Annotated in this window: 14 protein-coding genes; 8 read left to right on the top strand and 6 right to left on the bottom strand. The window is 69.0% G+C overall.

The genetic code is table 11. The features are described 5' to 3' along the window. Window position 1: 1 nt before the first annotated feature. From IEZ09_RS10325 to IEZ09_RS10310, 4 genes are all read left to right on the top strand, one after another. Window positions 2-2,842: an Ig-like domain-containing protein gene (locus IEZ09_RS10325; RefSeq protein ID WP_189253401.1), complete on the top strand. Its 2,841-nt coding sequence runs from the start codon at window positions 2-4 to the stop codon at window positions 2,840-2,842. A 94-nt stretch (window positions 2,843-2,936) separates the two neighbouring features. Next, a complete protein-coding gene (locus tag IEZ09_RS10320; RefSeq protein ID WP_189253400.1) occupies window positions 2,937-5,612 on the top strand; it encodes a cellulose binding domain-containing protein in 2,676 nt (891 codons plus the stop codon). Between the two features lie 177 nt (window positions 5,613-5,789). Next, window positions 5,790-7,550: a rhamnogalacturonan lyase gene (locus IEZ09_RS10315; RefSeq protein WP_189253399.1), complete on the top strand. Its 1,761-nt coding sequence runs from the start codon at window positions 5,790-5,792 to the stop codon at window positions 7,548-7,550. A gap of 216 nt (window positions 7,551-7,766) precedes the next feature. Then, on the top strand, window positions 7,767-8,921 hold the full coding sequence (locus tag IEZ09_RS10310; RefSeq protein WP_189253398.1) for a right-handed parallel beta-helix repeat-containing protein: 1,155 nt from the start codon (window positions 7,767-7,769) through the stop codon (window positions 8,919-8,921). Between the two features lie 78 nt (window positions 8,922-8,999). Here IEZ09_RS10310 and IEZ09_RS10305 read toward each other — a convergent pair whose 3' ends face one another. Genes IEZ09_RS10305 through IEZ09_RS10295 form a run of 3 tightly spaced genes read right to left on the bottom strand, consistent with a single transcriptional unit; the run spans window position 9,000 to window position 13,240 of the window. Further along, window positions 9,000-9,971, bottom strand: a complete 972-nt coding sequence (locus tag IEZ09_RS10305) for an acetylxylan esterase (RefSeq protein WP_189253397.1) — start codon at window positions 9,969-9,971, stop codon at window positions 9,000-9,002. A gap of 12 nt (window positions 9,972-9,983) precedes the next feature. Then, a complete protein-coding gene (locus IEZ09_RS10300) occupies window positions 9,984-10,985 on the bottom strand; it encodes an SGNH/GDSL hydrolase family protein (protein WP_189253396.1) in 1,002 nt (333 codons plus the stop codon). After that, on the bottom strand, window positions 10,982-13,240 hold the full coding sequence (locus tag IEZ09_RS10295; RefSeq protein ID WP_189253395.1) for a rhamnogalacturonan lyase: 2,259 nt from the start codon (window positions 13,238-13,240) through the stop codon (window positions 10,982-10,984). The genes IEZ09_RS10300 and IEZ09_RS10295 overlap by 4 nt, the downstream gene beginning before the upstream one ends. Window positions 13,241-13,581: 341 nt before the next feature. Between IEZ09_RS10295 and IEZ09_RS10290 the strand changes: the two genes are divergently transcribed. Next, window positions 13,582-14,598, top strand: coding sequence for a LacI family DNA-binding transcriptional regulator (locus IEZ09_RS10290; protein WP_189253394.1), 1,017 nt, complete (start codon window positions 13,582-13,584; stop codon window positions 14,596-14,598). Between the two features lie 156 nt (window positions 14,599-14,754). Here the strand turns inward: IEZ09_RS10290 and IEZ09_RS10285 are convergent, their stop codons facing one another. From IEZ09_RS10285 to IEZ09_RS10275, 3 genes are all read right to left on the bottom strand, one after another. Next, window positions 14,755-16,188: a family 43 glycosylhydrolase gene (locus IEZ09_RS10285; RefSeq protein WP_189253393.1), complete on the bottom strand. Its 1,434-nt coding sequence runs from the start codon at window positions 16,186-16,188 to the stop codon at window positions 14,755-14,757. A gap of 158 nt (window positions 16,189-16,346) precedes the next feature. Continuing rightward, window positions 16,347-17,642, bottom strand: a complete 1,296-nt coding sequence (locus tag IEZ09_RS10280; RefSeq protein WP_189253392.1) for a jacalin-like lectin — start codon at window positions 17,640-17,642, stop codon at window positions 16,347-16,349. A 186-nt stretch (window positions 17,643-17,828) separates the two neighbouring features. Next, entirely contained in the window at window positions 17,829-20,135 is a 2,307-nt protein-coding gene (locus IEZ09_RS10275; RefSeq protein ID WP_189253391.1) for a glycoside hydrolase family 95 protein, read from the bottom strand. Between the two features lie 188 nt (window positions 20,136-20,323). On the opposite strand from IEZ09_RS10275, the gene IEZ09_RS10270 reads away from it, so the two are divergent. The 3 genes from IEZ09_RS10270 to IEZ09_RS10260 all read left to right on the top strand — a co-directional run bounded on the left by IEZ09_RS10270 (window position 20,324) and on the right by IEZ09_RS10260 (window position 25,592). Beyond that, on the top strand, window positions 20,324-21,427 hold the full coding sequence (locus IEZ09_RS10270) for an ROK family protein (protein ID WP_189253390.1): 1,104 nt from the start codon (window positions 20,324-20,326) through the stop codon (window positions 21,425-21,427). A 47-nt stretch (window positions 21,428-21,474) separates the two neighbouring features. After that, window positions 21,475-22,728: an ABC transporter substrate-binding protein gene (locus IEZ09_RS10265; protein ID WP_189253389.1), complete on the top strand. Its 1,254-nt coding sequence runs from the start codon at window positions 21,475-21,477 to the stop codon at window positions 22,726-22,728. A gap of 152 nt (window positions 22,729-22,880) precedes the next feature. Continuing rightward, the gene (locus IEZ09_RS10260; protein ID WP_189253388.1) at window positions 22,881-25,592 is read left to right on the top strand and encodes an immunoglobulin-like domain-containing protein; all 2,712 of its coding nucleotides are present in this window, start codon (window positions 22,881-22,883) and stop codon (window positions 25,590-25,592) included. The last annotated feature ends 116 nt before the right edge of the window (window positions 25,593-25,708 follow it).

The following is a 25,708-nucleotide window of genomic DNA, read 5'->3' as shown; positions in this document are numbered from 1 at the left end:
CGTGGTCAGAATTCTGCTGGCGTTCGTGCTCGTCGTCGCGGGCCTCTACACCCCGGCGGCAGCCGCGGAACCGTTGCCCTCCAACGGGGTCGTGGTCCGCGTCGACCCGTCCTACCAGCAACCCGAGTTCGAGGGCTGGGGGACGAGCCTCGTGTGGATGGCCAACATCACCGGTGGCTACCCGGAGCCCATCCGCCGCAAGCTCGTCGACCTGCTGTTCGGCGACGACGGTCTGCGGCTGAACATCGCGCGCTACAACATCGGCGGCGGCAACGCGCCGGACGTCCGCAAGGACTACATGAAGGTCGGCGCGACCATGGAGGGCTTCTGGAAGGCCCCGCCCGGCACGACCCGCGCGGACGTGGACTGGTGGCGGCCGGACAACCCCGACCACTGGAACTTCGCCGCGGACGCCAACCAGCGCTGGTGGGTCGACCAGATCAAGCGCAAGGTCACGAAGTGGGAGGCGTTCAGCAACTCACCGCCGTGGTTCCAGACCGTCAGCGGCTACGTCTCTGGCGGCTTCGACGCGAACACCGACCAGATCCGCCGCGACCGCGTCGACGACTTCGGCACCTACCTGGCGCGCGTGACACAGGAGCTGGAACGCGCGCACGGCATCAAGTTCGACACCCTCGCCCCGTTGAACGAGCCGAACACCAACTACTGGGGCACGCAGATCGGCCCGGACGGCCAGCCAACCGGCGGCCGGCAGGAGGGCGCCCACGCGGGACCCGAGCTGCAGCAGGAGGTTCTGCTCGCGACCCGGCGCGCGCTCGACCGGCTGAGGTCGAAGGTGAAGGTGTCCGCAATGGACGAAACCAACCCCGGCACGTTCGTGCGCAACTGGAACGGCTACGGCCCGGCACGCGAGGTGATCGACCAGCTCAACGTGCACACCTACGGCACCGGTCAGCGCACCAGCGCGCGTGACATCGCCAAGGGCGCGAACGAGAAGCTCTGGATGAGCGAGGTCGAGGGCACGTGGGGCAACGGCACCACCGACTACACCGGCATGGAACCGGGCCTGGGCATCGCGACCAGGATGCTCGAGGACATCCGCGAGCTCGAACCGTCGGCCTGGGTGTTCTGGCAGCCGATCGAGGACTCGATCCCGCAGCAGGCGGCGGGCAAGAACTGGGGCAGCGTCCACGTCCCGTTCAACTGCAAGGCGACCGACACCCTGGAGTCCTGCCCGATCAGGACCAACTCCAAGTTCAACACGATCCGCAACTTCACCCACTTCGTCCGGCCGGGCGACCGGTTCGTCAAGACCGACGACCCGTCGACCGTCGCCGCGGTGCAGCGCTTCGGTCAAGGCGCGAACGTCGTGCACGTCAACAACGGCACGGCCGCCCGCACGGTCACGCTCGACCTCACCCGGTTCCGGACCGTCTCGGCGAACGCGCGGGTCGCCCCGGTGGTGACGAGCGCGGACGGTGCCCTGGTTCGCGGTAACCCGGTGCGGGTCTCCGGCGGGGCGGCGACGCTGACCGTGCCGGGGAAGTCGGTCACGACGTTCGTCGTCGACGGGGTGTCCGGGGTGGCCCGCGACGCCGCGCTGGTCCAACCGGACCACGTGTACCGGCTGGGCACGAGTGGGAGGTCGCTGCAGCCGTCGGACGACTGGGCCCGTGCCGTCGCCCGCACGACCGACGCCACCAGCGGGAAGCAGCTGTGGTCGGTGCGCAAGCTCAGTCATGGCAACGGGAACCGCGAGCGTTACGAGATCGTCAACGCGGTGTCCGGCACCCGACTGGCCGCGGTGGGCGATGCCGTGGTGTTGCAGTCGGCGGGGGACACCGCCGCGCAGTGGATCATGTCCACGACCGGTGACGGCAGCTGGACGTTCGTCAACGCCGCCACCGGCGCGTTGATCGACGCGAACGGCGAGACCGTGGCGGCGAAGCCTCCGTCATCGGGCGCGAGCCAGCGGTGGACCGTGACGGACGAAACCGTGCTGCGAACCCAGGACGCGGCCGTGTTCACCGTTCCGAAGCTGCGTCCTGTGCTGCCGTCCACCGTGACGCCGGTGTACCGCGACGGCGCGCGCGGCGCTCTGCCCGTGGTGTGGGACGTGCCGTCCGACTCGCGGTGGAACCAGCCCGGCACCGTCCGGGTGCGCGGCACGGCGACGGATGCGCTGGGGCACAAGCTGTCCGCGCTCGCCGTGGTCACCGTCGACACGATCGCTTCGACGATTCCGGCCCGTGCCAGGACGTACGTCGGTGGGCAGCCGGATCTTCCCGCCACCGTCACGGGCGTCGGCAACCGCGGCGGCAAGGCCGAACTGCCCGTCACGTGGGACGCCGCCGTCTTCGACGAAGTCGGCACGGTGACGGTGACCGGACGCGCCCAGGTCGTCGACGGCAGCACCGTCGCCGCCACCGCGGTCGTGGAGGTCACCGAACCCGTCGAGGTGAACACGGCACCCGACCCGGCCGTGACGGTCGCCGCGACCTACACGGAGTCGGGCTATTCCGCGGAACGGCTGCGCAACGGCGTCACGGACGAGAAGGCGTGGTCGAACTGGAAGTCGGGCACCAAGAACCCGTCCGACACGATCACGTTCACCTTCCCGAAAACGCGCGATCTCACCCGAGTCGCCGTGCACTCCTACCGCGACGGCGAAGGCGGCATCGCCAAGAGCGCCAAGGTGCAGGTGCGCACGGCCGACGGCTCGTGGGTCGACGCGAGCGCTGACGTCGAGGTCACCGGCGTCCGGACGGAGGTCGCGCTGACCCGGTCTGCGACCGCCGTCCGCGTCGTCCTCACCGCGCGCCCGAGCGGGTACCTCACGCTCGGCGAGATCGAGGTGTTCGCGAAAGCCCCGGCCGCGTGAATTCGCATCGAATCGATTCGAAGTCTGCGGATTGTTTGAATGACGAGTGTGTGCGGGGGACGCTTCTCCGAAATCGCTGAGAAAGGGATTCTCAATGCGGAGAGCTCTCGCAGGCGCACTGGCGGCGGTGACGATGGCCGCGCTCGTCGTGGTGGCGCACACGACGGGCGCGGGCCACTCGGCGGCCGCGGCCGAGACGTACTCGTGGGGCAACGCCGAGATCGCGGGCGGCGGTTTCGTGCCCGGGATCGTGTTCAACCAGAGCGAGCCGAACCTGATCTACGCGCGAACCGACATCGGCGGCGCCTACCGGTGGAACCAGCAGACGGGCAGGTGGATTCCGCTGCTCGACCACGTCGGTCTCGACAACTGGGGCCTCAACGGGGTCGCGAGCCTCGCGACCGACGCCGTCGACCCGAACCGCGTGTACGTCGCCGCCGGCATGTACACCAACAGCTGGGATCCCAACAACGGCGCCATTCTGCGTTCGTCCGACCGCGGCGCCACGTGGCAGACCTCGCCGTTGCCGTTCAAGGTCGGCGGCAACATGCCCGGCCGCGGCATGGGGGAGCGGCTCGCGATCGACCCGAACCGCAACAGCGCCCTGTACTTCGGCGCGCCCAGCGGCAAGGGCCTGTGGCGCAGCACGGACTTCGGCGCCACCTGGGGCCAGGTCACGTCGTTCCCGAACCCGGGCAACTACGTCCAGGACCCCAACGACCCCAACGGGTATCTCAACGACAATCAGGGCGTGCTGTGGGTGACGTTCGACCCGCGCACCGGATCGGCCGGGTCGGCGACGCAGACGATCTACGTCGGTGTCGCGGACAAGGAGAACAACGTCTACCGCAGCACGAACGGCGGTACGACGTGGGAACGCGTGGCGGGTCAGCCGACGGGTTTCCTGCCGCACAAGGGAGTTCTCCAGGGCGACACGCTCTACCTCGCCACGAGCGACACCGGCGGCCCGTACGACGGCGCGAAGGGGGACGTCTGGAAGCTGAACACCGCGACCGGAGCGTGGACGCGGATCAGCCCGGTGCCGTCGACCAGCGCCGACAACACCTTCGGCTACAGCGGCCTGACCGTCGATCGCAAGAAGCCCGGCACGCTCATGGTCGCCACGCAGATCGCGTGGTGGCCGGACGTGGTGTTCTTCCGCAGCACCGACTACGGCGCCACGTGGACGCGGATCTGGGACTGGACGAGCTATCCCGACCGCAGCTTCCGCTACAAGATGGACATCAGCGCCTCACCGTGGCTCGACCTCGGCGCGACCCCCGCGCCGCCGGAGACGTCACCGAAGCTCGGCTGGATGACCGAGTCGATGGAGATCGACCCGTTCAACTCCGACCGGATGATGTACGGCACCGGTGCGACGATCTACGGCACCACCGACCTCACGGCGTGGGACCGCGGCACCCAGTTCACGATCAGGCCGATGGCGGCAGGGCTCGAGGAAACCGCGGTGACCGACCTGATCAGCCCGCCGTCCGGTGCGCCGTTGATCAGTGCGCTGGGCGACATCGGCGGGTTCCGGCACGACCGGCTGGACCGGGTGCCTGCCAGGATGTTCACCCAGCCCTACTTCACCACCACGCGCAGCCTCGACTACGCCGAGCTGACCCCGGCGACGATGGTGCGCACCGGTGACTTCGACAAGGCCGGCAGGCCCAACGACAACCGCGTGGCGTTCTCGACGGACGGCGGCGCGAACTGGTTCCAGGGCCAGGAACCGGGCGGCGTCACCGGCGGCGGCACCGTGGCGGCGGCGGCCGACGGCAGCAGGTTCGTCTGGAGTCCCAACGGAACCGGTGTGCACCACGCGACCGGCTTCGGCAACTCGTGGACGGCGTCGACCGGCATCCCGGCGGGTGCCGTCGTCGAGTCCGACCGGGTGAACCCCATGAAGTTCTACGGGTTCTCCGCCGGGAAGTTCTACGTCAGCACCAACGGCGGCGCCGCGTTCACCGCGACGGCCGCGACCGGTCTGCCCGAGTCGGCCCGCTTCAAAGCCGTGCCGGGCAAGGAAGGCGACGTCTGGCTCGCGGGCACGGGCGGGCTGTGGCACTCGACGGACTCCGGCGCGAGCTTCACGAAGGTCTCCGGTGTGGCGGGCTCGCTCAACATCGGCTTCGGCAAGGCCGCCCAGGGTCGGACGTACCCGGCGCTGTACCTGATCGGCGAAACCGGTGGCGTCAAAGGCGTCTTCCGGTCCGACGACACGGGTGCGAGCTGGGTGCGGATCAACGACGACCGCCACCAGTACGGCAACATCGGGGACGCCATCACCGGCGACCCGCGCGTGTACGGCCGCGTCTACCTCGGCACCAACGGCCGTGGCGTCGTGATCGGCGAGATGACCGGAACTCCGCCCACCACAACGACCACGACCACCACCACGACCACCACCACGACCACCACGACGACCACGTCGAGCCAGCCGGGAACGGGCTGCTCGGTGAAGTACACGGTGCCGAACCAGTGGCAGGGCGGGTTCCAGGGCGGCGTCGAAATCACCAACACCGGGTCGGCCGCCATCACCGGCTGGACGCTCAAGTGGACGTTCGCCAACGGCCAGGTGATCACGCAGCTGTGGAACGGAAAGCACACCCAGACCGGTGCCGCGGTGACCGTGACCGACCAGGGCTACAACGCCGAGATCAAGCCGAAGGCGACGGTCGGCTTCGGGTTCACCGCCAGCTGGACCGGCACGAACGCGAAACCCGTGGCGTTCACGCTCAACGATCGGCCGTGCGCGGTGCCGTAGCCGTGCTGCCCCGATCGGTGAGCTGAGGCGCACGAGCAGCGGCACCCCCGGCCGCTGCTCGTGCGCCGCGACCGGCCACCGTTCGAATGCAGGTCGAAGAATTGTGGTCACGGCATTCGATTTGTTCGACGCTAATGTTCGTCCTGTGAAACGTTTCAATTTCTGAAGGGCGGGCTCATGAAACGGACAACGACGTCTGTGCTGTTGGCGGCGATTCTCGTCGCGGGCGGTGTTCCCGCGGTCGCGAGCGAACCGGCGGTCTCGGCGGACCGCGGGCTCGTCAGCATCCGGTCGGTCCACGGCGACGGCAACTTCGTGTCGTGGCGGCTGCTCGGCTCCGACGCCGCTGACGTGGCGTTCAACGTCTACCGCGACGGGGTGAAGGTCAACCGCGCGCCGGTGACGACGGCGACGAGCTACCTCGACGCGGGTGCGCCCGCGACCGCGTCCTACTCGGTGCGACAGGTGAGCGGAGGCGTGGAATCGGCGGCCACGCGGTCCGTCGGCACCCTCGCGACGAGCAGGGACGTTCCCCTGCAGATCCCGGGATCCGGCTACGTGGCGAACGACGCGTCGGTCGGCGACCTGGACGGCGACGGCGAGTGGGAGATCGTCCTCAAGTGGGATCCCGCCGACGCCAAGGACAACTCGCAGGCGGGCCGCACGGGCAACGTGTACCTGGATGCCTACAAGCTCAACGGCACCCGGCTGTGGCGCATCGACCTCGGCCGCAACATCCGCGCGGGCGCGCACTACACCCAGTTCCAGGTCTTCGACTACGACGGTGACGGCAAGGCCGAGATCGCCGTGAAGACCGCGGACGGCACGCGGTCGGGCACCGGGCAGGTGATCGGCAACGCGAACGCCGACCACCGCAACGCCGACGGCTACATCCTCACCGGGCCGGAGTTCCTGTCGGTGTTCCGCGGCACGGACGGCGCGGTGCTCGACACCGAGAACTACGTGCCACCACGCGGAAACGTCTCGTCGTGGGGCGACAGCTACGGCAACCGGGTCGACCGGTTCCTCGCGGGAACGGCCTACCTGGACGGTTCGCGGCCGAGCATCGTGATGGCGCGCGGCTACTACACCCGCAGCGTGATCTCGGCGTGGGACTTCCGCAACGGCCAGCTGACCCAGCGGTGGACGTTCGACTCGGCGGCCCAGTCGAACCGGTCGGCCTGGGAGGGCAAGGGCAACCACAACCTCTCGATCGCCGACGTGGACGGCGACGGCCGCGACGAGATCATCTACGGCTCGATGGCGATCGACGACAACGGCCGGGGGCTGTGGCAGAACAACACCCACCACGGCGACGCCCTGCACGTCGGCGACTTCATCCCGTCCAGGCCGGGACTGGAGGTGTTCAAGCCCTCGGAGTGGACGAACGAGGTCTCGCACTGGATGGGTGACGCGCGCACCGGTCAGATCCTCTGGAGCGCGCCGTCGTGCGGCTGCGACAACGGCAGGGCCGTCGCCGCGGACATCTGGGCCGGCAACCCCGGCGCGGAGGCGTGGTCGGCGTCGGTCGGCGGTCTGCGCAGCGCCACCACGGGCGCCCAGGTCGCCGCACGGAAACCGGGCTCGATCAACTTCGTGATCTGGTGGGACGGCGACGCGCAGCGCGAGCTGCTCAACGGCACCACGATCGACAAGTACGGCCCCAATGGCGACACGCGGCTGCTCACCGGCTCGGGCGTGGCCTCCAACAACGGCACCAAGTCCACCCCGGCGCTGCAGGCCGACATCCTCGGCGACTGGCGCGAGGAGGTCATCTGGCGCACCTCGGACAGCCGGGCGCTGCGCATCTACTCCACCACCGAGCCGACGACGATCCGCCGGCCGTCGCTGATGGAGGACAGGCAGTACCGGGAAGCGGTGGCGTGGCAGAACACGGCCTACAACCAGCCGCCGCACCCGAGCTTCGCCAGCCCCTGATCGTCACGCGGGACAACTGAAAACCGGATCCGCGGACGGGACCGCCCTTCCGCGGTTTCGGTGTGCCCGCGTTTTCGTCGCATTTATATCCGTGAATTGCACGCTTTTCACCGTTGTGAATCTTTTGGTGATTTATTGCGTTTCCGAAAGTGGGTGCGTTAGCTTGCCTGAGAGCGCTCCCGGAAATTGTCTCTCACGCACCCAGGGAGAACTGTCATGAAAGCGACGTCCATTGGGGCGGCATTAGCCGTCGTCCTGGCGCTGCCGTTACCCGCGTCCGCCGCCGACACCGTGCTGTACGTGTCGCCCACCGGCCGTGACGGCGCGACCGGCACGATCTCGGACCCCACCACGCTGACCGCCGCGATCACCCGGATCGCCGCCGGCGGCACGATCCACCTGCGCGGCGGCACGTACAACATCGCCAAGACCGTCACGATCCCGGCGACCAACAACGGCACCGCGAGTACCCGCAAGAAGCTCACGTCCTACCAGTCCGAGAAGCCCGTGCTGAACTTCTCGGCGCAGACCGAGGACCCGGCGAACCGCGGCCTGGCCGTGAACGGCTCGTACTGGCACGTCTACGGCATCACCGTCGAACGGGCCGGCGACAACGGCATCTTCGTGGGCGGCAGCAACAACATCCTCGAACGCACCGTCACCCGCTACAACCGCGACACGGGCCTGCAGCTCTCGCGGATGGCGTCCAGCACGCCGAAGAGCCAGTGGCCGTCGAACAACCTGATCCTCAGCGCCGAGTCGCACGACAACCGCGACTCCGACGGCGAGGACGCGGACGGCTTCGCGGCCAAGCTGACCGTCGGCCCCGGCAACGTCTTCCGCTACGCCGTGTCGCACAACAACATCGACGACGGCTGGGACCTCTACACCAAGTCCGACACCGGCGCGATCGGCCCGGTGACGATCGAGGACTCGCTGGCGTACAAGAACGGCACGCTGAGCAACGGCGGTCAGGCCGGCAACGGCGACCGCAACGGCTTCAAGCTCGGCGGCGAGGACATCGCGGTGAACCACACCATCCGCAGGACGATCGCGTTCGACAACGGCAAGCACGGCTTCACCTACAACCGCAACCCGGGCTCCATGGCGGTGTCGAACAACCTGAGCATCGACAACGACGAGCGCAACTTCTCGTTCGACGCGGGCAGCTCGGTGTTCCGCGGCAACACCTCGTGCCGCAGCAGCAAGGGCACCAACGACAAGACCGTCGGCAACGTGGACAGCTCCAACCAGTTCTGGACCGGTACCAACGGTTCGCGGTGCACGAACTACACCGGTGCCCTTGGCTGGTCGTTCGCCTCGGACGGCCGCCTGGTCGTGACTCTCGGCGGCAAACCGGTGCAACTCTGACCAAGGTTTCGAGGTCGATGAAGGGACCTTTCCCGAGGTCGATGGAGGGTCCCTTCATCACCGGCCTGAGCAGCCCGATCAGGGGGTCAGGTGGTTGCGCAGGTGCCGCAGCTGCGTCTCGACGTGGCTCGTCGGCGTCGTGTGCTTGCCGAACGGCGACACCGTGATCTCCTTGGGCGCACGCACCTCGTGGTACGCGGCGTACACAGTGGACGGTGGACACGTCTCGTCCATCAACCCGACGCTGAACAGGGTGTGCGCGGTGATCCGGCGGGCCAGCAGTGCGCAGTCCACGTACCGCAACGTGTCCATCGCGACCGGCACGAGGGCGTCGTGCTGGGCCAGGAAGTCGCTGATCTCGGTGTACGGCGGGGTGGTGCCGATCCGCACCGCGCGGTGCAGGTCGCACAGGAACGGCACGTCCGAGTGGCACACCTTCACCCGGTCGGCCCGCAACGCCGCGGCGGCCAGGGCGAGCGCTCCGCCCTGGCTGCCACCGGTCACGGCGATGCGGCCGGGGTCGGCGCCGGGCAGTTCGGCAGCGACGTCCACCGCCCGTGCCGCGTCGAGGTAGAGCCGGGTGAAGTAGTAGTCCTCCGGGCTCGCGATGCCCTTGGTCATCACGCCGGGGTGCTCGGGCCCGGTGCCAGGGCCCGCGTCGGCGGTGGCGCCGACCGACCACCGGCCGCCCTGCCCGCGGCTGTCCATCACGAACGTCGCGAAGCCGAGGCTCGGCAGCAGCGTGTGCTGGGCGGGCAGGCCGCGGCCGCCGCCGTAGCCGATGTAGGTCACGACCACCGGCAGCGGGCCGTCGCCGGGCGGGCGCAGGTACCAGCCGCGGACGCGGTGGCCGTGCGCGCCGGAGAACTCCACGTCGTACACCGACAACGGCCGGTAGAGGTCCGGCTCGTGCGGCGTCAGCACGACGGGCGTCGCCGCGGCCGTCGTCTTGGCGAGCCGGGTGGCCCACCACTCGTCGAGGTCGCCGGGCTCCGGTGTGGTGACGCGGTGGCGGAGCAGGTCTTCCTCTGGCATGTCGACGACGGGCACGGGCGCGCTCCTCTAGATCTTCGCGGCGACGATGGGGGCGAGACGCTCGGCGATCTTGCGGTGGCCCTGGTCGTTGGGGTGCACGTTGTCCGTCGTGTCGGTGGCCTCGTTGATCCAGCCCTCGGTGTTGACGAAGTGCACGTTGCGGTCACCCCCGTCGATGAGCGTCTGCACGGCCGCCTGCGTCTCCGGAAGATACCGCTTGCGGAACGTGCCCAGCGCGAAGATCGCGGCGTCCGGGTACTTCTCGCGCGCTCGCCGCAGCAGCGTGACGTAGGAGGCGCGGAACTGGTCCTTGGTGACGCTGTGCCCGACGTCGTTGGTGCCGAGGTTGATCACGACGGCGTTCGCCCGGTAGCGGCCGAAGTTCCACGCGGGGGCGTTCAGCGCGAGACCGGTGCGCAGGAAGCCTTCGCGCATGCTCAGGCACCCGTCGGCCGCCGGGTGCAGGCACGCGCCACCCACCGCGATCTGCGTGTGGCCGGTCCTGAGCTTCTCGCCGGTCAGCCAGCCGTAGGCGGTGAGCGCCTGCTTCGACGACTGCTGGCCCACGGTGATCGAGTCGCCGACGAACTCGATGATCTTCGACGGCACGGCCGGCGCGAACGTCCGCGCACCGGAGTCGAGCTCGATGCCCTGGTACACCGCGTCGCCCTTGTAGGAGCCCGCGATCGGGCGGTAGGACACGCGCAGCGTGTGGTTGCCGGCCGCCAGGGGTGTCGGGGTGAGGTTCACCGTGCCAGATCGGTTCACGTAGGACACGTCGGGTCCGCCGTCGATGCTGACGAAGAAGTCGATCGCGCGGCGCTGCTTGAGCTTCACGGTCCGGCCGGTGAAGCCGACGACGAGGTAGGCGCCCGCCCACTCGGAGACGTAGGCGCTCGACGAACTGGTGTTCCAGCGGCCGAAGTACCTGACGTTCGGGTCGGTGGGAGTGCTCGTGGTGGCGGCGGAGGCGGCCGGCGCCACGACGGCGGTGCTGAGCAGAACCGTTGCTGCGACCAGGAGTTTCACGGTGCGACCTTCCGGTGCGAGGGCAGGGGAATCCGCGACCAGTCGACGTCGGAGGCGAAGTAGAAGCTCGGGTACGACGGCTGGTTGTAGGTGGTCTGCTGGCGGGCGACCTCGACGCGGTACTGGCGGTCGTGCATGAGCGTGTACATCTTGTGGTTCGTCGGTTCCGTGCTGAGGTGGAAGCGCAACGCCGAGCTGTCCTCGGTCCGCATCAGGAGTTCCTCACGCCAATCGCCGAAAACATCGGCCACGAGGGAAGGATTGCCCTTGGTGCCGTTGTTGGCGCGGGTTCCGGTGGCCGTGAGCAGCGTGCCGCGCCGCCAGTCCTCGATCGCCGGCGTCACGTCCTGCGCGCCGGTGACGATCTGGGTGGTCAGGTCGCCCGCCCAGCGGATGCTCATGTTCGTCCCGGGAGAACGGGTGTCGAGCTGACGGCCGTCCGCGCTCCGGATGCCGGCCGAGTCCGAGCCGTTCGGCATCGAGGCCCACGTCTCGAGGCCGGGCACGTCCGGGCGGACGTCGCCGATCATGCCGCGGCCGGTGTCCATTCCCGAGTACGCGCCGTAGATCGTTCCGCCGGTGCGCGCATCGCGCAGCGCGTAACCGTACGGGGCGTACCGCGCGCCCTCGTGGACCATGTAGATCTCGAGGCCGGGGCGGTTCGGGTCGACGTCGGTGACGTGCAGGGCATCACCGTGACCGACCCGGACCACGGCTCCCGGGTCCGCGCTGCCCGGTGGCAGCACGCCGGTGGAGCTGTACAGCAGCGCGCCGTTGTCGTCGAGCGTCGCGCCACCGTAGATGACCTCCTGACGGCCGTCGCCGTCGACGTCGGCAACGCTCAGCGAGTGCGCACCCTGCGTGGTCAGCCTGGCGTGGCTCGGGTTCGTGCCGTCACGGCCGTGCGGGGTGTCGCGGAACGGGTTCGTCATCGGCACCCAGCCGCTGTCGACGAGCCAGCGCTTCGTCAGCCGCCTGCCGTCCCAGTCGTAGGTGGCGACGGTGGACCGCGTGTAGTAGCCGCGGGCGAAGATGGCGGACGGACGCCTGCCGTCCAGGTAGGCGACTCCGGACAGGAACCGGTCGACGCGGTTGCCGGGTTCGATGCGCGGCATCGCGTAGTCGCCCCACAGGAGTCCGTCGTCGGTGCGGCCGGGTTCGTAGCGCACGGTCTGCAGCTCGCGTCCCGAGGCACCGTCGAACACGGTCAGGTACTCCGGGCCGTCGACGATGAACCCGGCGAACTGACGGAGCTTGTTGTTGGCGCTGCGGGACGGCGCGTAGACGTCGATGAAGTGGTCGACCAGCGCGGTGGCGTCCTCTGTGGACAGCGGATAGGTGTAGCGCCGTTCGATGCCGAACGCCTGCTCCAGCGTCGCGGGCCACCGGCCGGCGACCACCTCGGGGTGTCCGTGCCAGCCGCGGAACACGCTGATCAGGTGATCGCGGTAGCCGTCGGCGCTGAGCCGGTAGTCGTCGGTGTTCCGGTAGCCGGCGCGGACGTCCTCGTGCGGCATCGTGACGTACCGCCCGCGGCCGTCCCTGGTGCCCGGCGCGGTCTTCGTCATCAGTTCCGCGCGGCCGTCGCCGTCGAAGTCGTAGACCAGGAACTGGGTGTAGTGCGCGCCCGCCCGGATGTTCACGCCGAGGTCGATGCGGTGCAGCAGCGTGCCGTCGAAGCGGTACGTGTCGAGGTACACCGGGCCGGTGTAGCCGACCTGCGAGACGTCCTTGGAGTTGCTGGGATCCCACTTCACGACGTACTCGTACTGCCCGTCGCCGTCCACGTCGCCGACGCTGACGTCGTTGGCGGAGTAGGTGTAGCGCTCACCGGCCGGTGTCACGCCGTCGGCGGGTTTGTGCAACGGCAGGTCGTAATGGGACGCCGTCCACGCCGTGACCGCCTTGCTCCGGCCCAGCGGGACACCGTGCCGCAGAGGAGCGACCTGGTAACGCGCACCAGGTGTCGTTGCGGTGTCGACGAACGTGGTGCTGTCGGTGACGGTCGCGATGCGCTTCCCGTTGCGGTAGACCGCGAAATCCGGTCCGGCGATGCCGGTCGCCGTGGCACCGGTGGCCTCCTGCCCGAGCAGGCGCCAGCTCAGGTGCACCCCGCCGGGCGTGGTGGCCGCGACGAGTCCGCGGTCGAGTCGTTCTCCCGGCGCGGAGTGCGCTGAGTGCGCGGACGCGGGTGGTTGTCCGGCGAGGACGGCCGTGACCACCAGCGGGAGCAGAACGCTTCGTCGCAGATCCACGGCGGCCACGATGACCCGTACCCGGTGCGTGACGCAAGGCCCAAAGGTGTTGTGGCGCAATGTGGAAAGCGTTTTCCAATCGAATTGTCGAATCGGGTGGGCCGTTCGACGGACCTCGTGTCGAACAAGTCGAACGGCGGCACCGCTCTTGACGGACGCTGTGAGCCGTGCCACGTTCGATGTCCGGTCGAAGCGATTCGATTCAGTCCCGGTGGCTGAACGTCCAGCTTCGGCACCGACTTGTCAATCGTCAAAGTGAACGTTCCCACCTTCGGTGGTGAACGAAGGACACGACCCGACCGTAATGTTGTCGAAACGCTTCAACACTCGGAGGTGCCGACGTGGTCACCATCGCGGATGTGGCGAGGCATGCCGGCGTAGCGCCGAGCACCGTCTCCTACGTGCTCACGGGCAAGCGGTCGATCTCGCCGCAGACCCGCACCAAGGTCAGGGAGAGCATCCGGCTGCTGGGCTATCACCCGCACGCCGGTGCCAGGGCGCTCGCGACGAGCAGGGCCAACGTGGTGGCGCTGGTGCTGCCGCTGCGTCCCGGCGTGCACCTGCCCGTGCTGATGCGCTTCGTGACGGCGGCGGTCACGACAGCGCGCAGGCACGACATGGACGTGCTGCTGGTGACGGCGGACCAGGGCGCCCAGGGCCTGCGCAGGGTCGCGGGCAGCGCCCAGGTCGACGGTTTCCTGGTGATGGACGTGGAACTCGACGACGACCGCGTGCCGTTGCTGCGGCAGATGGGACAACCGTCCGTCCTGATCGGACGCCCGGCGGCGGTCAAGGGACTGACCTGTGTGGACCTCGACTTCGAGGCGGCGGGAGCGCGGTGCGTCGACCACCTGGCCGACCTCGGCCACCGCTACATCGGATTCCTGGGCGCCCCGAGCGTCGTGTACCAGCGCAACACCGGCTACGCGCAGCGCACGATGGCCGGGTTCGGTGCGGCGGCCATGCGGCGCGGCATCGCCTCGACGGCGCTGCCGGCCGAGGACGACTACGAGTCGGTGCTGGCGTCCGTGCGCTCGTTGCTGCGCACCCAACCGGCGATGACTGCGCTCGTCGTGCACAACGAGGCGGCGCTCGGCTGGGTGGCGGGCAGCCTGCGCGCGCTGGGGCGCCGGGTGCCCGACGACATGGCGGTCGTGGCGATCTGCCCGGACGAGCTCGCGGAGCAGATGCAGCTGACGTCGGTGCAGCTGCCCGCGGAGGAACTGGGACGGCAGGCGATGGAGCTGCTCGTCGCCAGGCTGAACGGGCACCCGACGGCGCCGCTGACGCTCCTGCCGCCGAAGCTGTCCGGTCGCGCGAGCACCGCCCCGCGCCTGCGTCACCGCGGCACGGCCTGAGCGAACCCGAAAACGCGGTCGGGGGCGTACTACGGCGGCAACCTCCCGCAGTCGTGGGAGGTTGCCGCCGTAGTACGCCTACCCGGCACGGCTGTGCCCGCCGGCGAGCAGCTGGCACGGGTGATCACGCGCCGCGGGCAACCCGCCGTGCCAGTGCTACTCCAGGGCGAACGTCGCGTCGGCCCGTCCCTGCGCGTCGGTGACCGCCTGCAGGACGATCAGGCCGTTGCTGTGGCGGAGATAGCGGCCGGGGTAGTTGAGCGATTCGAACGACACCGCCGAGCTCGCCGCTAGACCGGCGCGTTGCGAGAAGCTCGCGTCGTTGCGGAACGTGGAGCTGCCGTCGTTGCGATCGACCCAGAACTCGAGGTCGCGGTGACGCAGGTAGTAGCCGGGAAAGTTGGTCGACTCCAGCGACACCGTGCCGGAACCGGCGAGGCCCTGCACCACCTTGAACTGCGAGTCGGCCAGCGGCGAGACGTTCGCCTCCAGCTTCGCGCGGTACTCCCAGTGCCGCACGAACCGGTCGGTGTTGTAGGCCTTCAGCCGGACCGGGGTGGCGCCGTCGGGCACCGGGATGCCGAAGTCCGGCGTCCCGTCGGCCCTGTAGTAGACCTTCTGCACGCGCGTGCGCCGGTTGGGGTCGTTGAGCGGATCACCGTTGATGTCGCGGTAGTTGCGGTCGTGGTAGACCATGACGTCGCTCAGGCCGTCCTCGGACACCGTGAACGAGTTGTGGCCGGGGCCGTACTGGCCGGTCGCGGCATTGGTGGCGAACACGGGGTTGGCGCTCTTGGACCACGACGAGGCGTTGAGCAGATCCGCCGACGCCGACGCGGTCAGCATGCCCAGGCAGTAGTTCGCGTCGGTGGCGCTCGCCGAGTACGTCAGGAAGATCCTTCCGTTGCGCTGCAGCACCGTCGGCCCCTCCGCGACCTTGTACCCGCGGGTCTCCCACGCGAGCGTCGGCACCGTCAGCCGGGTCACCGTGCCGGTGATCGTCCACGGGTTCGCGCCCATGCGGGCGAGGTAGAGGTTGGAGTTCGTGGAGATGCCCGGTTCCTGTTGCGCCCAGATCAGGTAGCGCACGCCGTTGTTCACGAACGTCGACGCGTCCAGCGAGAAGGTGTCCCACGGGGTCGTGATGCGGCCGCGTTCGGTCCACGCGCCGGTCAGCGGGTTCGCATTCGAGGTCTCCAGCACGTACATCCGGATGCGCCAGATGTCGTCACTGCGGCCCGCGGCGAAGTACACGTACCACTTGCCGTTGATGAAGTGGATCTCCGGTGCCCAGATGTGGGCGGCCATCTCGCCGCTCGAGTGCTTGCGCCAGATCACGGTCTCCGGGGCCGACGCGAGGCCCTGGATGGTGGTAGCGCGGCGCAGGACGATCCGGTCGTACTCCGGCACGGTCGCGGTGAAGTAGTAGAACCCGTCGGTGTGCTTGAAGATGTGCGGATCGGCACGGCGTTCCGCGATCGGGTTCGTGTACCGCGTCGCAGGCGTCGCGGAGGCTTGCGGCACGGGCAGGCCGACCACGCAGAGGACGGCGAGCACCAGTGCGGCGACGCGGTGGAGAACTGTCTTCATCGACTGTCCTTTCAGGCCAGTGCGGCCAGCCGCAGGTCAGGCCGTTGACGCCCAGCTGGCGAGGTTTGTCGACTGTCCGAGCGGTGTGCACGTGCCGGGCGCGGACGTCGTGAACTTCGCCGTTCACTGCGCCCGCGCCCGAGCAGCGCGGTCGTCGTCTAGGCCGGCACGAAGATCGCGCCGAGCCGGTCGACCTCGTTGCCCGACCGCCCGGTGAACCCGGCGATGCGCCACCCGGCGGGCGCGGTGACGGTGATCGTCTCACCGGTCGCCTGGCCCGCCGAGAGCGTGCGGCCCCGGTTCGTGGTGAACGCCGCCGAGAACACGCGGGTGTGGCCTTCGTACTTGCCCTGGCTCAGCTTCGCGGACACGAGGTGCTCGCCGGGGTCGAGGGTGAGCGTCGTCGCCGTGCCGCCGTTGCCGCCGTGGGTGAACGTCGTGCCGTTGGTGAGCGTGAACGACACCTGGTCCAGCCGGTTGCCGCCGCGCAGGGTCAGCGACCGCACCGCACCCAGGTCGACCGCCGCGAGGTCGGTGAACGGGGTGCCGTGCGGGCCGCCCAGCTCGGCGCTCAGCCGGATGTTGTCGGCGGCGGTCCAGTCGAACCTCGTGGCGATCGGGTAGTGGTCGGACAGCGGCTTGCCCTGCGCGTCCACGAAAGCCCTGTTGTCATTGCGGTAGTCCCGCGCGGTGAGCGTGATCTGCCGGTTGCCGCGGTACAGGATCTTGTCGACGACCTCGCACGAGTCGGTGAGCGCCGCCGGGTCGCACACCAGCGCAGGGGCACCCGCCGCCGGTGCCTGGCCGCCGCGTTCGAGCTGCACCCACGCGTCGGTCAGGCCGTTGGTGGTGACCAGTTCGCGGATGTTGTCCTCCGCGCGGGTGTAGCGGGTGTTGGTGTCGCCCATGACGATGACGGCGTTGCCCGCCGAGTTCGCCGCGATGAACCGCGACAGCTGGCTGATGTTCGACCGGCGCGCGGCGAGGTCGGCGTTCTCGGTGCCCGCGTTGGGGTGCAGGTTGTACAGGTCGACGTACACCCCCTCGGCCAGCCTGATCCGCTTGTACGTGAACCCCTTGGGCGTGAGGCAGTCCGTGCCGTTGCAGGACGACCACTTCGTGCGTTCGAGGTCGCTGTAGGGCAGGTGGGACAGCGTGTTCAGGCCGCTGCCGAACGGCACACCGCCGCTGGTCGGCGTGCGGTGCGCGTGGTTGTCGCCGGCGTACAGGGCCGCGTGGTAGTTGAAGTCCTCCTGGACGTTGATGATGTCGTAGGGCGCCAGGCGGGGGCTGATCAACGGCGTGTTCACCGCCGGGTTGCCGGACGAGAGCCCCTCCGGCAGACCGGCCACGTTGTAGGTCAGCACCTCGAAGCTGCCGCCGGTGGCGGCGTGGGCGGGCGGGACGAGCGTCGCCAGCACGACGGGGATGGCGAGCAGGGTGAGTCGTCGCATGCTGCTCCTCGCAGGATCGGAGCGTTCGCAACAGGAGAACGCGGCATGATGATCCACGCTTTGTGAGCGTTCACAAAGCCCTTGCTTCACCGGAACCGGTCGAATTCGACGTCGAATCGACGAAGTGGCCGCGCCATGCCGGATTCGTGATCTCCGCGCAAGCTCCCGGTTGCCTTCGCGGTCCGGTCAGGTCGACGCCACGTAGGTCGTGCCGCCGGTGGCGTCGATGGTGATCTCCTTGCCCGTGCCGCGAACCCCGACCTCGCGTCCCGTCCGCGCGTCGAGCACCTCGAAGCGGTTCTCGAACAACGTGCTCGACACCCTCAAGGTCCCGGTGCGCCCGGTCGTGAGCCGGACGTGGACCAGCTTTCCGTTCTGCCACCGGATGTCGACGGTCACGTCGCCGCGTGCCCGCAGGCCGGTGACGGAGCCGGTGTCCCAGCACCGCGGCAGTGCCGGCAGGAGGTCGACGACGCCGCGGTGACTCTGCAGGAGCATCTCCGCCACGCCCGCGGTGGCGCTGAGGTTGCCGTCGATCTGGAACGGCGGATGGGTGTCCCACAGGTTGTCCAGCGTGCTCGTGGCGAGCAGTTCGGCCAGCATCTTGTGGGCGTGGTCGCCGTCGAGCAGCCGGGCCCAGAAGTTGATTTTCCAGGCCTTGCTCCAGCCGGTGCCGCCGTCGCCCCGTGCCGTGAGCGACACCCGTGCCGCGGTGGCCAGCTCCGGGTCTCCTTGTGGCGTGATCCGCCGTCCGGGGTGCAGCGCGAACAGGTGGGACACGTGCCGGTGGGTGTCCTCCTGGTCGTCCCAGTCGCTCTTCCACTCCTGCAGCTGGCCCCAGCAACCGATCCGCAGGCCGGGATCCAGACGGTCCACAGTGGACCGGACCTGCTGGGCGAACCCGAGGTCGCCGAGCGTGGTGGCGGCCTCGACCGTGTTGGTCAGCAGGTCGTGCACGATCTGCTGCGACATCGCCGCGCCCGCGCAGAAGGGGCCGTGCTCGGGGGAGTAGCTCGGGCTCACCACGAGAGTGCCGTCCCGCGGGTCGGTCACCAGTTCGTCCATCCAGAACTCGGCGAGCGACCTCAGCACCGGGTAGGCCCGCGCCCGCAGGAAGTCCTCGTCGCCGGTGAAGAGGTAGTGCTCGTAATAGTGCTGCGCGAGCCACGCGCCCGCTTCCGGGAACCAGAACGCCGTCGGCCAGTCGTGCGCGCCGGTGAACCCGAACGGCGTGGTCTCGTTGTGCACCACCCAGCCGCGGCAGCCGAACATCTCCTTCGCGGTCACCTCGCCGGGTGGCACCAGCGAGTCCACGTAGTCGAACAGCGGTGCCGTGGTCTCCGGCAGGTTCGTCGTCTCGGCCGGCCAGTAGTTCATCTGCAGGTTGATGTTCGTGTGGTAGTCGCCGTTCCACGGTGGTGTCGCGGAGTTGTTCCACACGCCCTGCAGGTTCGCGGGCAGCGACCCGGCCCGTGAGGAGGCCACGAGCAGATAGCGGCCGTACTGGAAGTACAGCGCCTCCAGCGCTTTGCGGTGCGCGGCGGGGGTGCTCGGGTCGCGGTACCGGCGCAGCAGCTCGTCGGTCGGCAGGTCCGGCATCTGCTGGCCCAGGTCGAGCCGCACGCGGTCGAACAGGGTGCGGTGGTCGGAGACGTGGTCGGCGCGCAGCCGTTTGAACCCCTTGGCCACCGCCCGGTCCACCCGTTGCGCGACGGCTTGACGCGGGTGCACGCCGGAGCGGTAGGCGGGAAAGCGAGGGGAGTAGTCGGTGGCAGCGGCCAGCACCAGCAGCGCGGAGTCGGCGTCGCGCACCGACACCGAACCGTCCGGGTTGTCGGTGCGGATGCCGCCGTCGTTGATCACCTGGACCTGCGACTCGAACCGCAACCCGTTGTCGTTCAGGTGGCCGGTCAGCGTGATGCGGCCGTCCCGCGAGGTGATCGTCGCCGTGCGGTTCTCCTGCGTGCGCACGGTTGCGGTGAAACTGATCCGGCCTGTCCGGCCCGCGGTCAGCCGCGCCACGATCACGTCGTCCACCGCGGTGGCGAAGTACTCCCGCGTGTGGTGCACACCGCCGGAGGTGTAGCCGACCCCGGCGACGGCCTCCGCGATGTCGAGGTGGCGCCGGTACGAGGTGACCGCGTCCGCCGCGAACGTCAACAGGAGATCACCGAAGGGCTGGTAGGCACCGAACCCCGACCTCGGCTGGCCGAGTTCGCCTGCCACCCACTCCGGGTCGGCGCTGCCGTCGACGTCGATTCGACGCCGGACCTCTTCGACGGCACCGGGTCGCGGGGACGTCCAGTTGCCGAAGCCGTGGCCCGGTGAGCCCGGACCGCCGGTCCACAGCGTCTTCTCGGCGAACTGCAGCAGTTCGGCCGGGACGCCGCCGAGCACGCTCGCGCCGAGCGCGCCGTTGCCGATGGGAAGGGACTCCGCCTCCCAGCTGGTCGCGGGTTCGTCGTACCAGAGCGTCAGATCGGGATCCGCCATGGTTCGCCATCCTGCCGGTCGTGCACGGAGCGTTGCGAGGTCTGGACCTCTCCCTCATTACGTTTGACGGTACAAACATCCTGGTCGCGGCACGATCACACTTCCGCTGACCGTTGAAAGAACCCCTTCTAAAAAGAATGAAGATCACGTACTGTGCCCGATCGGAGCGCAGTACGAGGAACAGGTTCATGCGACTGAGGCATTCGGGCGATCTCAGGCGGGCACACCGCGTCGAGATCATGCGGAGCTTCTACGGTGGCGAACCCAGGACCCGGCTGGAGCTGGCGAACCAGCTCGGCCTGTCCGTCGCCACGATCGGCACCATCGTCGGTGAGCTGACGAAAGCCGGCTTCCTCAGGGAGACGGCTGGACCGCGCACCGGCGGGCGGCCTGCCACGCGGCTGACGTTGCGCGGCGGCGGTTCGCTGGTGGTGGGGGTGGAGGTCGCCGGGACGTCCGTGACGGTCGAGTTGTTCGACCAGGCCATGGCGCGGCTGGCCCGGAAACGGGTGCCAGTGGTGGAGAGCGCGCCGGACGCTGTCGTCGAGCACGTTCTGGCTGCCGTCGCCGCCGTCCGGCAGCAGGTGTACGAGGCACCGGTCAGCGCGATCGGGGTCAGCCTGCCGGAGCACCCGTTCCGCTCGTTGCTCGAACGCCGTTGTGACGTGCCGGTGGTGCTGGACAAGCCGGTGAAGGCCTTGACGCTGGCCGAGCAGTTGTTCGGCGCGGCGCGCGACCGGGACGACGTGATCGTGGTCGACCTGGGCACCGGTGTCGGTCTGGGAGTGGTGGCCGACGGCCGGGTGGTGCGCGGTGCGACCAACAGCGCGGGGGAGTGGGGGCACACGGTCCTCGAGGCCGGCGGAGAGCCGTGCCGCTGCGGGGGTCGCGGGTGCGTGGAGGCGTACGCCGGGGCGGAGGCGCTGGTGCGTCTGCTCGAAGGCGGCCCGCTGTTCGTGCCCGGTGACGTGGAGGCGTCGGTGGCACGGCTCGCGGAAGCCGTGCGACGAGGCGACTCCGCGGCGCTGGAGACGCTCGAGAAGTTCGCCCGTCCCCTCGGTCACGCGCTCGCAGGCGCGGTCACGCTGCTCGACCCCGCGTTGATCGTGTTCGGCGGGTGGGTCGGCGCCGCACTCGGAGAGCCTCTCGTGTCAGCGGTCACCCCGGTGATCAAGGAGTACGCGCTCGCGACCCCGTTCGAAGCAGCGACCGCCGCGCTGGGCGGGCACCTGGGCAACCCGGTGTCCCTCGGCATGGCCGTGCTCGCCTTCGAAACACACCTGCTCGACTGAACTTCCGAGGGGATCCATCGATGGGGCAACACCGCCCGTTCAGAGCCATGTCCGCAATCGTGGCGTGTCTGGTCGTTTCCGCGTGCACGGCCACCGGCGCACCCGCGTCGGTGCCGGAACCTCAGGTGACGGTCGCCGTGTGGGGCAGCGACCAGGACGCCAAGACCTACCAGCAACGCGCCGATCTCGCGAGTGATCGCGTCAACGGCGTGAACGTCAAGCTGATGCACATCAAGGACGGCGACTACGGCTCGACCATCCAGAAGATGATCTCGGACGGCAACCCGCCCGACATCATCGAGGTCAACGAGTCCGTGCACAGCTACAGCAGCAAGAACCAGTTGCTGCCGTTGAACAACTTCATCGAGACCGAGAAGCTGGACCTGGTCGGGAGGTTCGGCGAGCGGGCCGCGCGCTCCTACGACCGCGACGGCAAGACCTGGGCGCTGCCGGACCGCAGCGGGCCGATGGTCCTGTACTACAACAAGGATCTCTTCGACAAGGACGGCGTCGCCTACCCCACCGCCGACTGGAAGTGGCCGGACTTCCTGGCCGCCGCGCAGAAGCTGACGGTCAGAGACGGTGACAGGACCATGCGGTACGGCTTCGCCGCGGGCGACTGGTGGCCGTGGTGGATGGCGTTCATGCTGCAGAACGGCGGCCGGATCCTCGACGATGCGGGCAAGCCGGTGATCAACTCGCCGGAGAACGCCAAGGCGATGCAGTTCTACGCCGACCTCGTGCACAAGCACCACGTCGCTCCGTCCAAAAAGGACTACGAGGCGCTGAAGGTGTCGAGCCCCGACCAGCTCTTCGCCCAGGGCAACGCGGCCATGATCATGACCGGCTTCTGGAACATCGCCTCGCTCAAGGACAAGCCGCAGGTGCGCTGGGGCATCTCGCCGCTGTTCAGGAACACCAAGCAGGCGACGATCTCGTTCCAGAGCGGCCTCGCGATCACGAAGTCCAGCACGCGTCCGGAGCTCGCGTTCAAGGTGCTCGACTTCCTGACGAGCGCAGAGGGCCAGAAACCCATCGCCACCACCGGACAGGACGCTCCCGCCAACCGCGAGGTGCAGGACAGCGACGACTTCCTGCGTCCCGCGTGGTCGATCGGCGGCGTGAGCATGGACGCGTTCAAGCAGTCCGCCCAGTTCGCGTTCACACCGCCCATGACGCCGGAGTGGGGCAGCATGCAGAAGGTGTTCGGGACGATCATCGGCGAGATCTGCGACGGTGCCGTCACGCCGAAGGACGGCCTGGCGGCAGCCCAGCGGTCACTGGAGAACCTGGGCAAATGACGGCCCGGTGGGCGGGGTCCGCCCCGCCCACCGGGTTCCATTGACGATCGATCGAGTCGCGGCTATGTTGGCGCTCACTTCCGGGACTGTCCGCGTGCTCCCCTTTTCACCCTGCTCCGAGCGTCTTCGCGCGCTCGTCGGGAAAGGCCGGCATGTCCTTCCGTCATCTCACCTTCACCTCGGCCCTCCTCGCCGTCGCCCTCACCTCGGGCGGCCTCGCGATGTCGGTCACGACCAGCTCGGCCGCGACGCTCGACGACGGCCTGGTGGTGCGCTACGACCTCACCCAGACCTCCGGCGCCGCGGTGATCGACACGTCCGGCTTCGGCCGCGACGGCACGGTCAGCGGCGACACCACCTGGCTGGGTGCGGAGGGTCTCCTGCTCGGCGGCACGAACGGTCACGTGCGCCTGCCCGACGACGTGCTGCGCGGGCTCACCGACGTCACCGTCTCGGTCCAGGTCGAGCTCGCGGCCGACCAGTCCGTCCCGTACTTCGTCTGGGGCCTGGGCAACACGCTGGACAACACCGGGAACGGCTACCTGTTCGCGACGGGCACCCGGTTCCGCGCCTCGATTGCGAGCGGCAACTGGTCGACCGAGCAGACCGTCGACAGTGGACGCGACCTCGCGCGCGGCAGCTGGCGCACGATCACCTACACGCTGGGCGGCGGCACGGCGATCCTCTACGAGGACGGCGTCGAGGTCGCCAGGAAGACCGGCGTGACGACCACTCCCGGTGCCATCGGCGGCGGCACCACCACGGCCAACTACCTGGGCCGCTCGGTCTACCCGTCCGACCGCCACCTCAAGGGCAAGCTCCGCGACTTCCGGCTCTACGGCCGTGCGCTGAGCGCGGGAGAGGCGCGCGAGCTGGGGAAGACCACGGCGTCGGGACGGCCAGCCGCCGACGTCGCTGCGCTCGGCCTGGGGGACACCTCGGCCGTGACCGAGGACCTGACGCTGCCGGCCAGAGCGGCGGGTGGTTCGGCGATCTCCTGGGAGTCGAGCAAGCCCTCGGTGGTCTCGCCGACCGGTGTCGTCACCCGTCCCGCACCTCGCACGGGCAACGCGACGGTGACGCTGACCGCGACCGCCACCTACGCCGGGTACACCGCGACGCGCGACTTCACCGTGACCGTGCTGGAGGACATCACCGACCGCCAGAAGGTCGACAACGCGTTGAAGGACCTCGTGATCCACGACCAGGACGCGATCCGCGGCAACATCACGCTGCCCGCCAAGGGTGCCCGTGACGTCACGTTCACCTGGCAGAGCAACGATCCCGGCGTCGTCACCGCCACGGGCGAGGTGACGAGGCCGCCCGCCGGGTCGAAGCCGCGCATCGCCCGTCTCTCGGTGAGGGCGACGAAGGGCTACGCCGGCAACACCCGCTACTTCACGCTCACCGTCCTCCCGCTGCCGAAGAAGGCACCGATGGAGGGGTACGTGTTCGCGTACTTCACCGGCGAGGCCACCCAGGACAGCGAGCAGGTGCACTTCGCGGTGAGCAGGGGCGACGACCCGCTGCACTGGGACGAGCTCAACGGCGGCCGTCCGGTGCTCAGGTCGAAGCACGGCGAGACCGGCGTGCGCGACCCGTTCCTCGTCCGCAGTCAGGAGGGCGACAGGTTCTTCCTCGTCGCGACCGACCTGCAGATCAACGACGGCCGCGGCTGGGACGCCGCGATGAGGCACGGCAGCAGGTACCTGGAGATCTGGGAGTCGACGGACCTCGTGACGTGGTCCGAGCAGCGGCACGTCCTGGTGTCGGACCCGACGGCCGGCATGACGTGGGCTCCCGAAGCGACCTACGACCCGTTGATCGGCGCCTACGTCGTGTACTGGGCGTCCAATGTGTACACCGATCCGGACCACACCGGCTCGACGTACCCGCGGATGATGTACTCGACGACCCGCGACTTCCGCACGTTCACCCGCCCGCAGGTCTGGAACGACCCCGGCCGCGGCGTGATCGACTCCACCGTCATCAAGGACGGCGAGTACTACTACCGGCTCACCACCGACGAGAAGGTCATCGGGTCGTGCCAGCGGGACATCGTGCTGGAGCGCTCGAAGGACCTGCGGGCGGTCGACCTGCCCGGTACCCAGCCGCGCAACTGGGAGCCCGTCGACGACTGCATCCGCACCGGGCTCGGCACCGACTGGGTCGAGGGGCCGACGGCGTTCAGGTCCAACGACGGCAGCAAGTTCTACGTGTTCATGGACGAGACACCGCGCCGCGGCTATCTCCCGTTCGTCACCGACTCCCTGGCGAACCCGAACTGGACGATCCCGGCGGACTACCGGCTGCCCGCGAAACCTCGGCACGGCACGGTGCTGCCGGTGTCGAAGGCCGAGCTCGACCGGCTGCGGCAGGGCCCGCCACCGGTGCGCGCGAACAAGAAGGGTGTCGTGGCCGACTACGACCTGACCGGGGGAACCGGTGCGGCCATCGCCGATCGGTCCGGATTCGGCCGCACCGCGACGATTCGCGGCGACGTCAGCCGCTCACCGGCCGGGCTCGTCTTCGGGGGCACGGACGGTCATCTCGACCTGCCGGACAACCTCACGGCCGGGCTCGACGCGATGACCGTCTCCGCGCAGGTGTGGATCGACAGGGCATCGGCTTCGTTGTGGGACCTCGGAACCCAGCACGCCTTGCCGCGCGGCGATTGGCACACCATCACGTACACGTTGTCGAACGGCACCGTGCGCTTGTTCGACAACGGCGTCGAATTCGCGCGAGTGGACGGTGTGACAACGATGCCGCACGAATTCGGCGGCAGGTACTTCAAGGGCAAGATGCGCAGGCTGACGGTGTGGAACCGGGTGCTGACACCGCAGGAGACCGGTCAGCGCTGAGAAGGCTTGTCCTGCCGGACAATGCGATGTCAGCGGGTTGTCCGGATCGGACAGGTTCACGCCGTGCGCCAGTCGGCGGTACGCCCGCATCTGGGAGCGCTCCCAGAATTCGGGGT

Origin of the sequence: Lentzea flava, from assembly GCF_014648475.1 — a bacterium.
Taxonomy (GTDB): domain Bacteria; phylum Actinomycetota; class Actinomycetes; order Mycobacteriales; family Pseudonocardiaceae; genus Lentzea; species Lentzea flava.
Note: the sequence above shows the minus strand (reverse complement) of the source record. Positions and strands in the feature narration are given on the sequence as shown.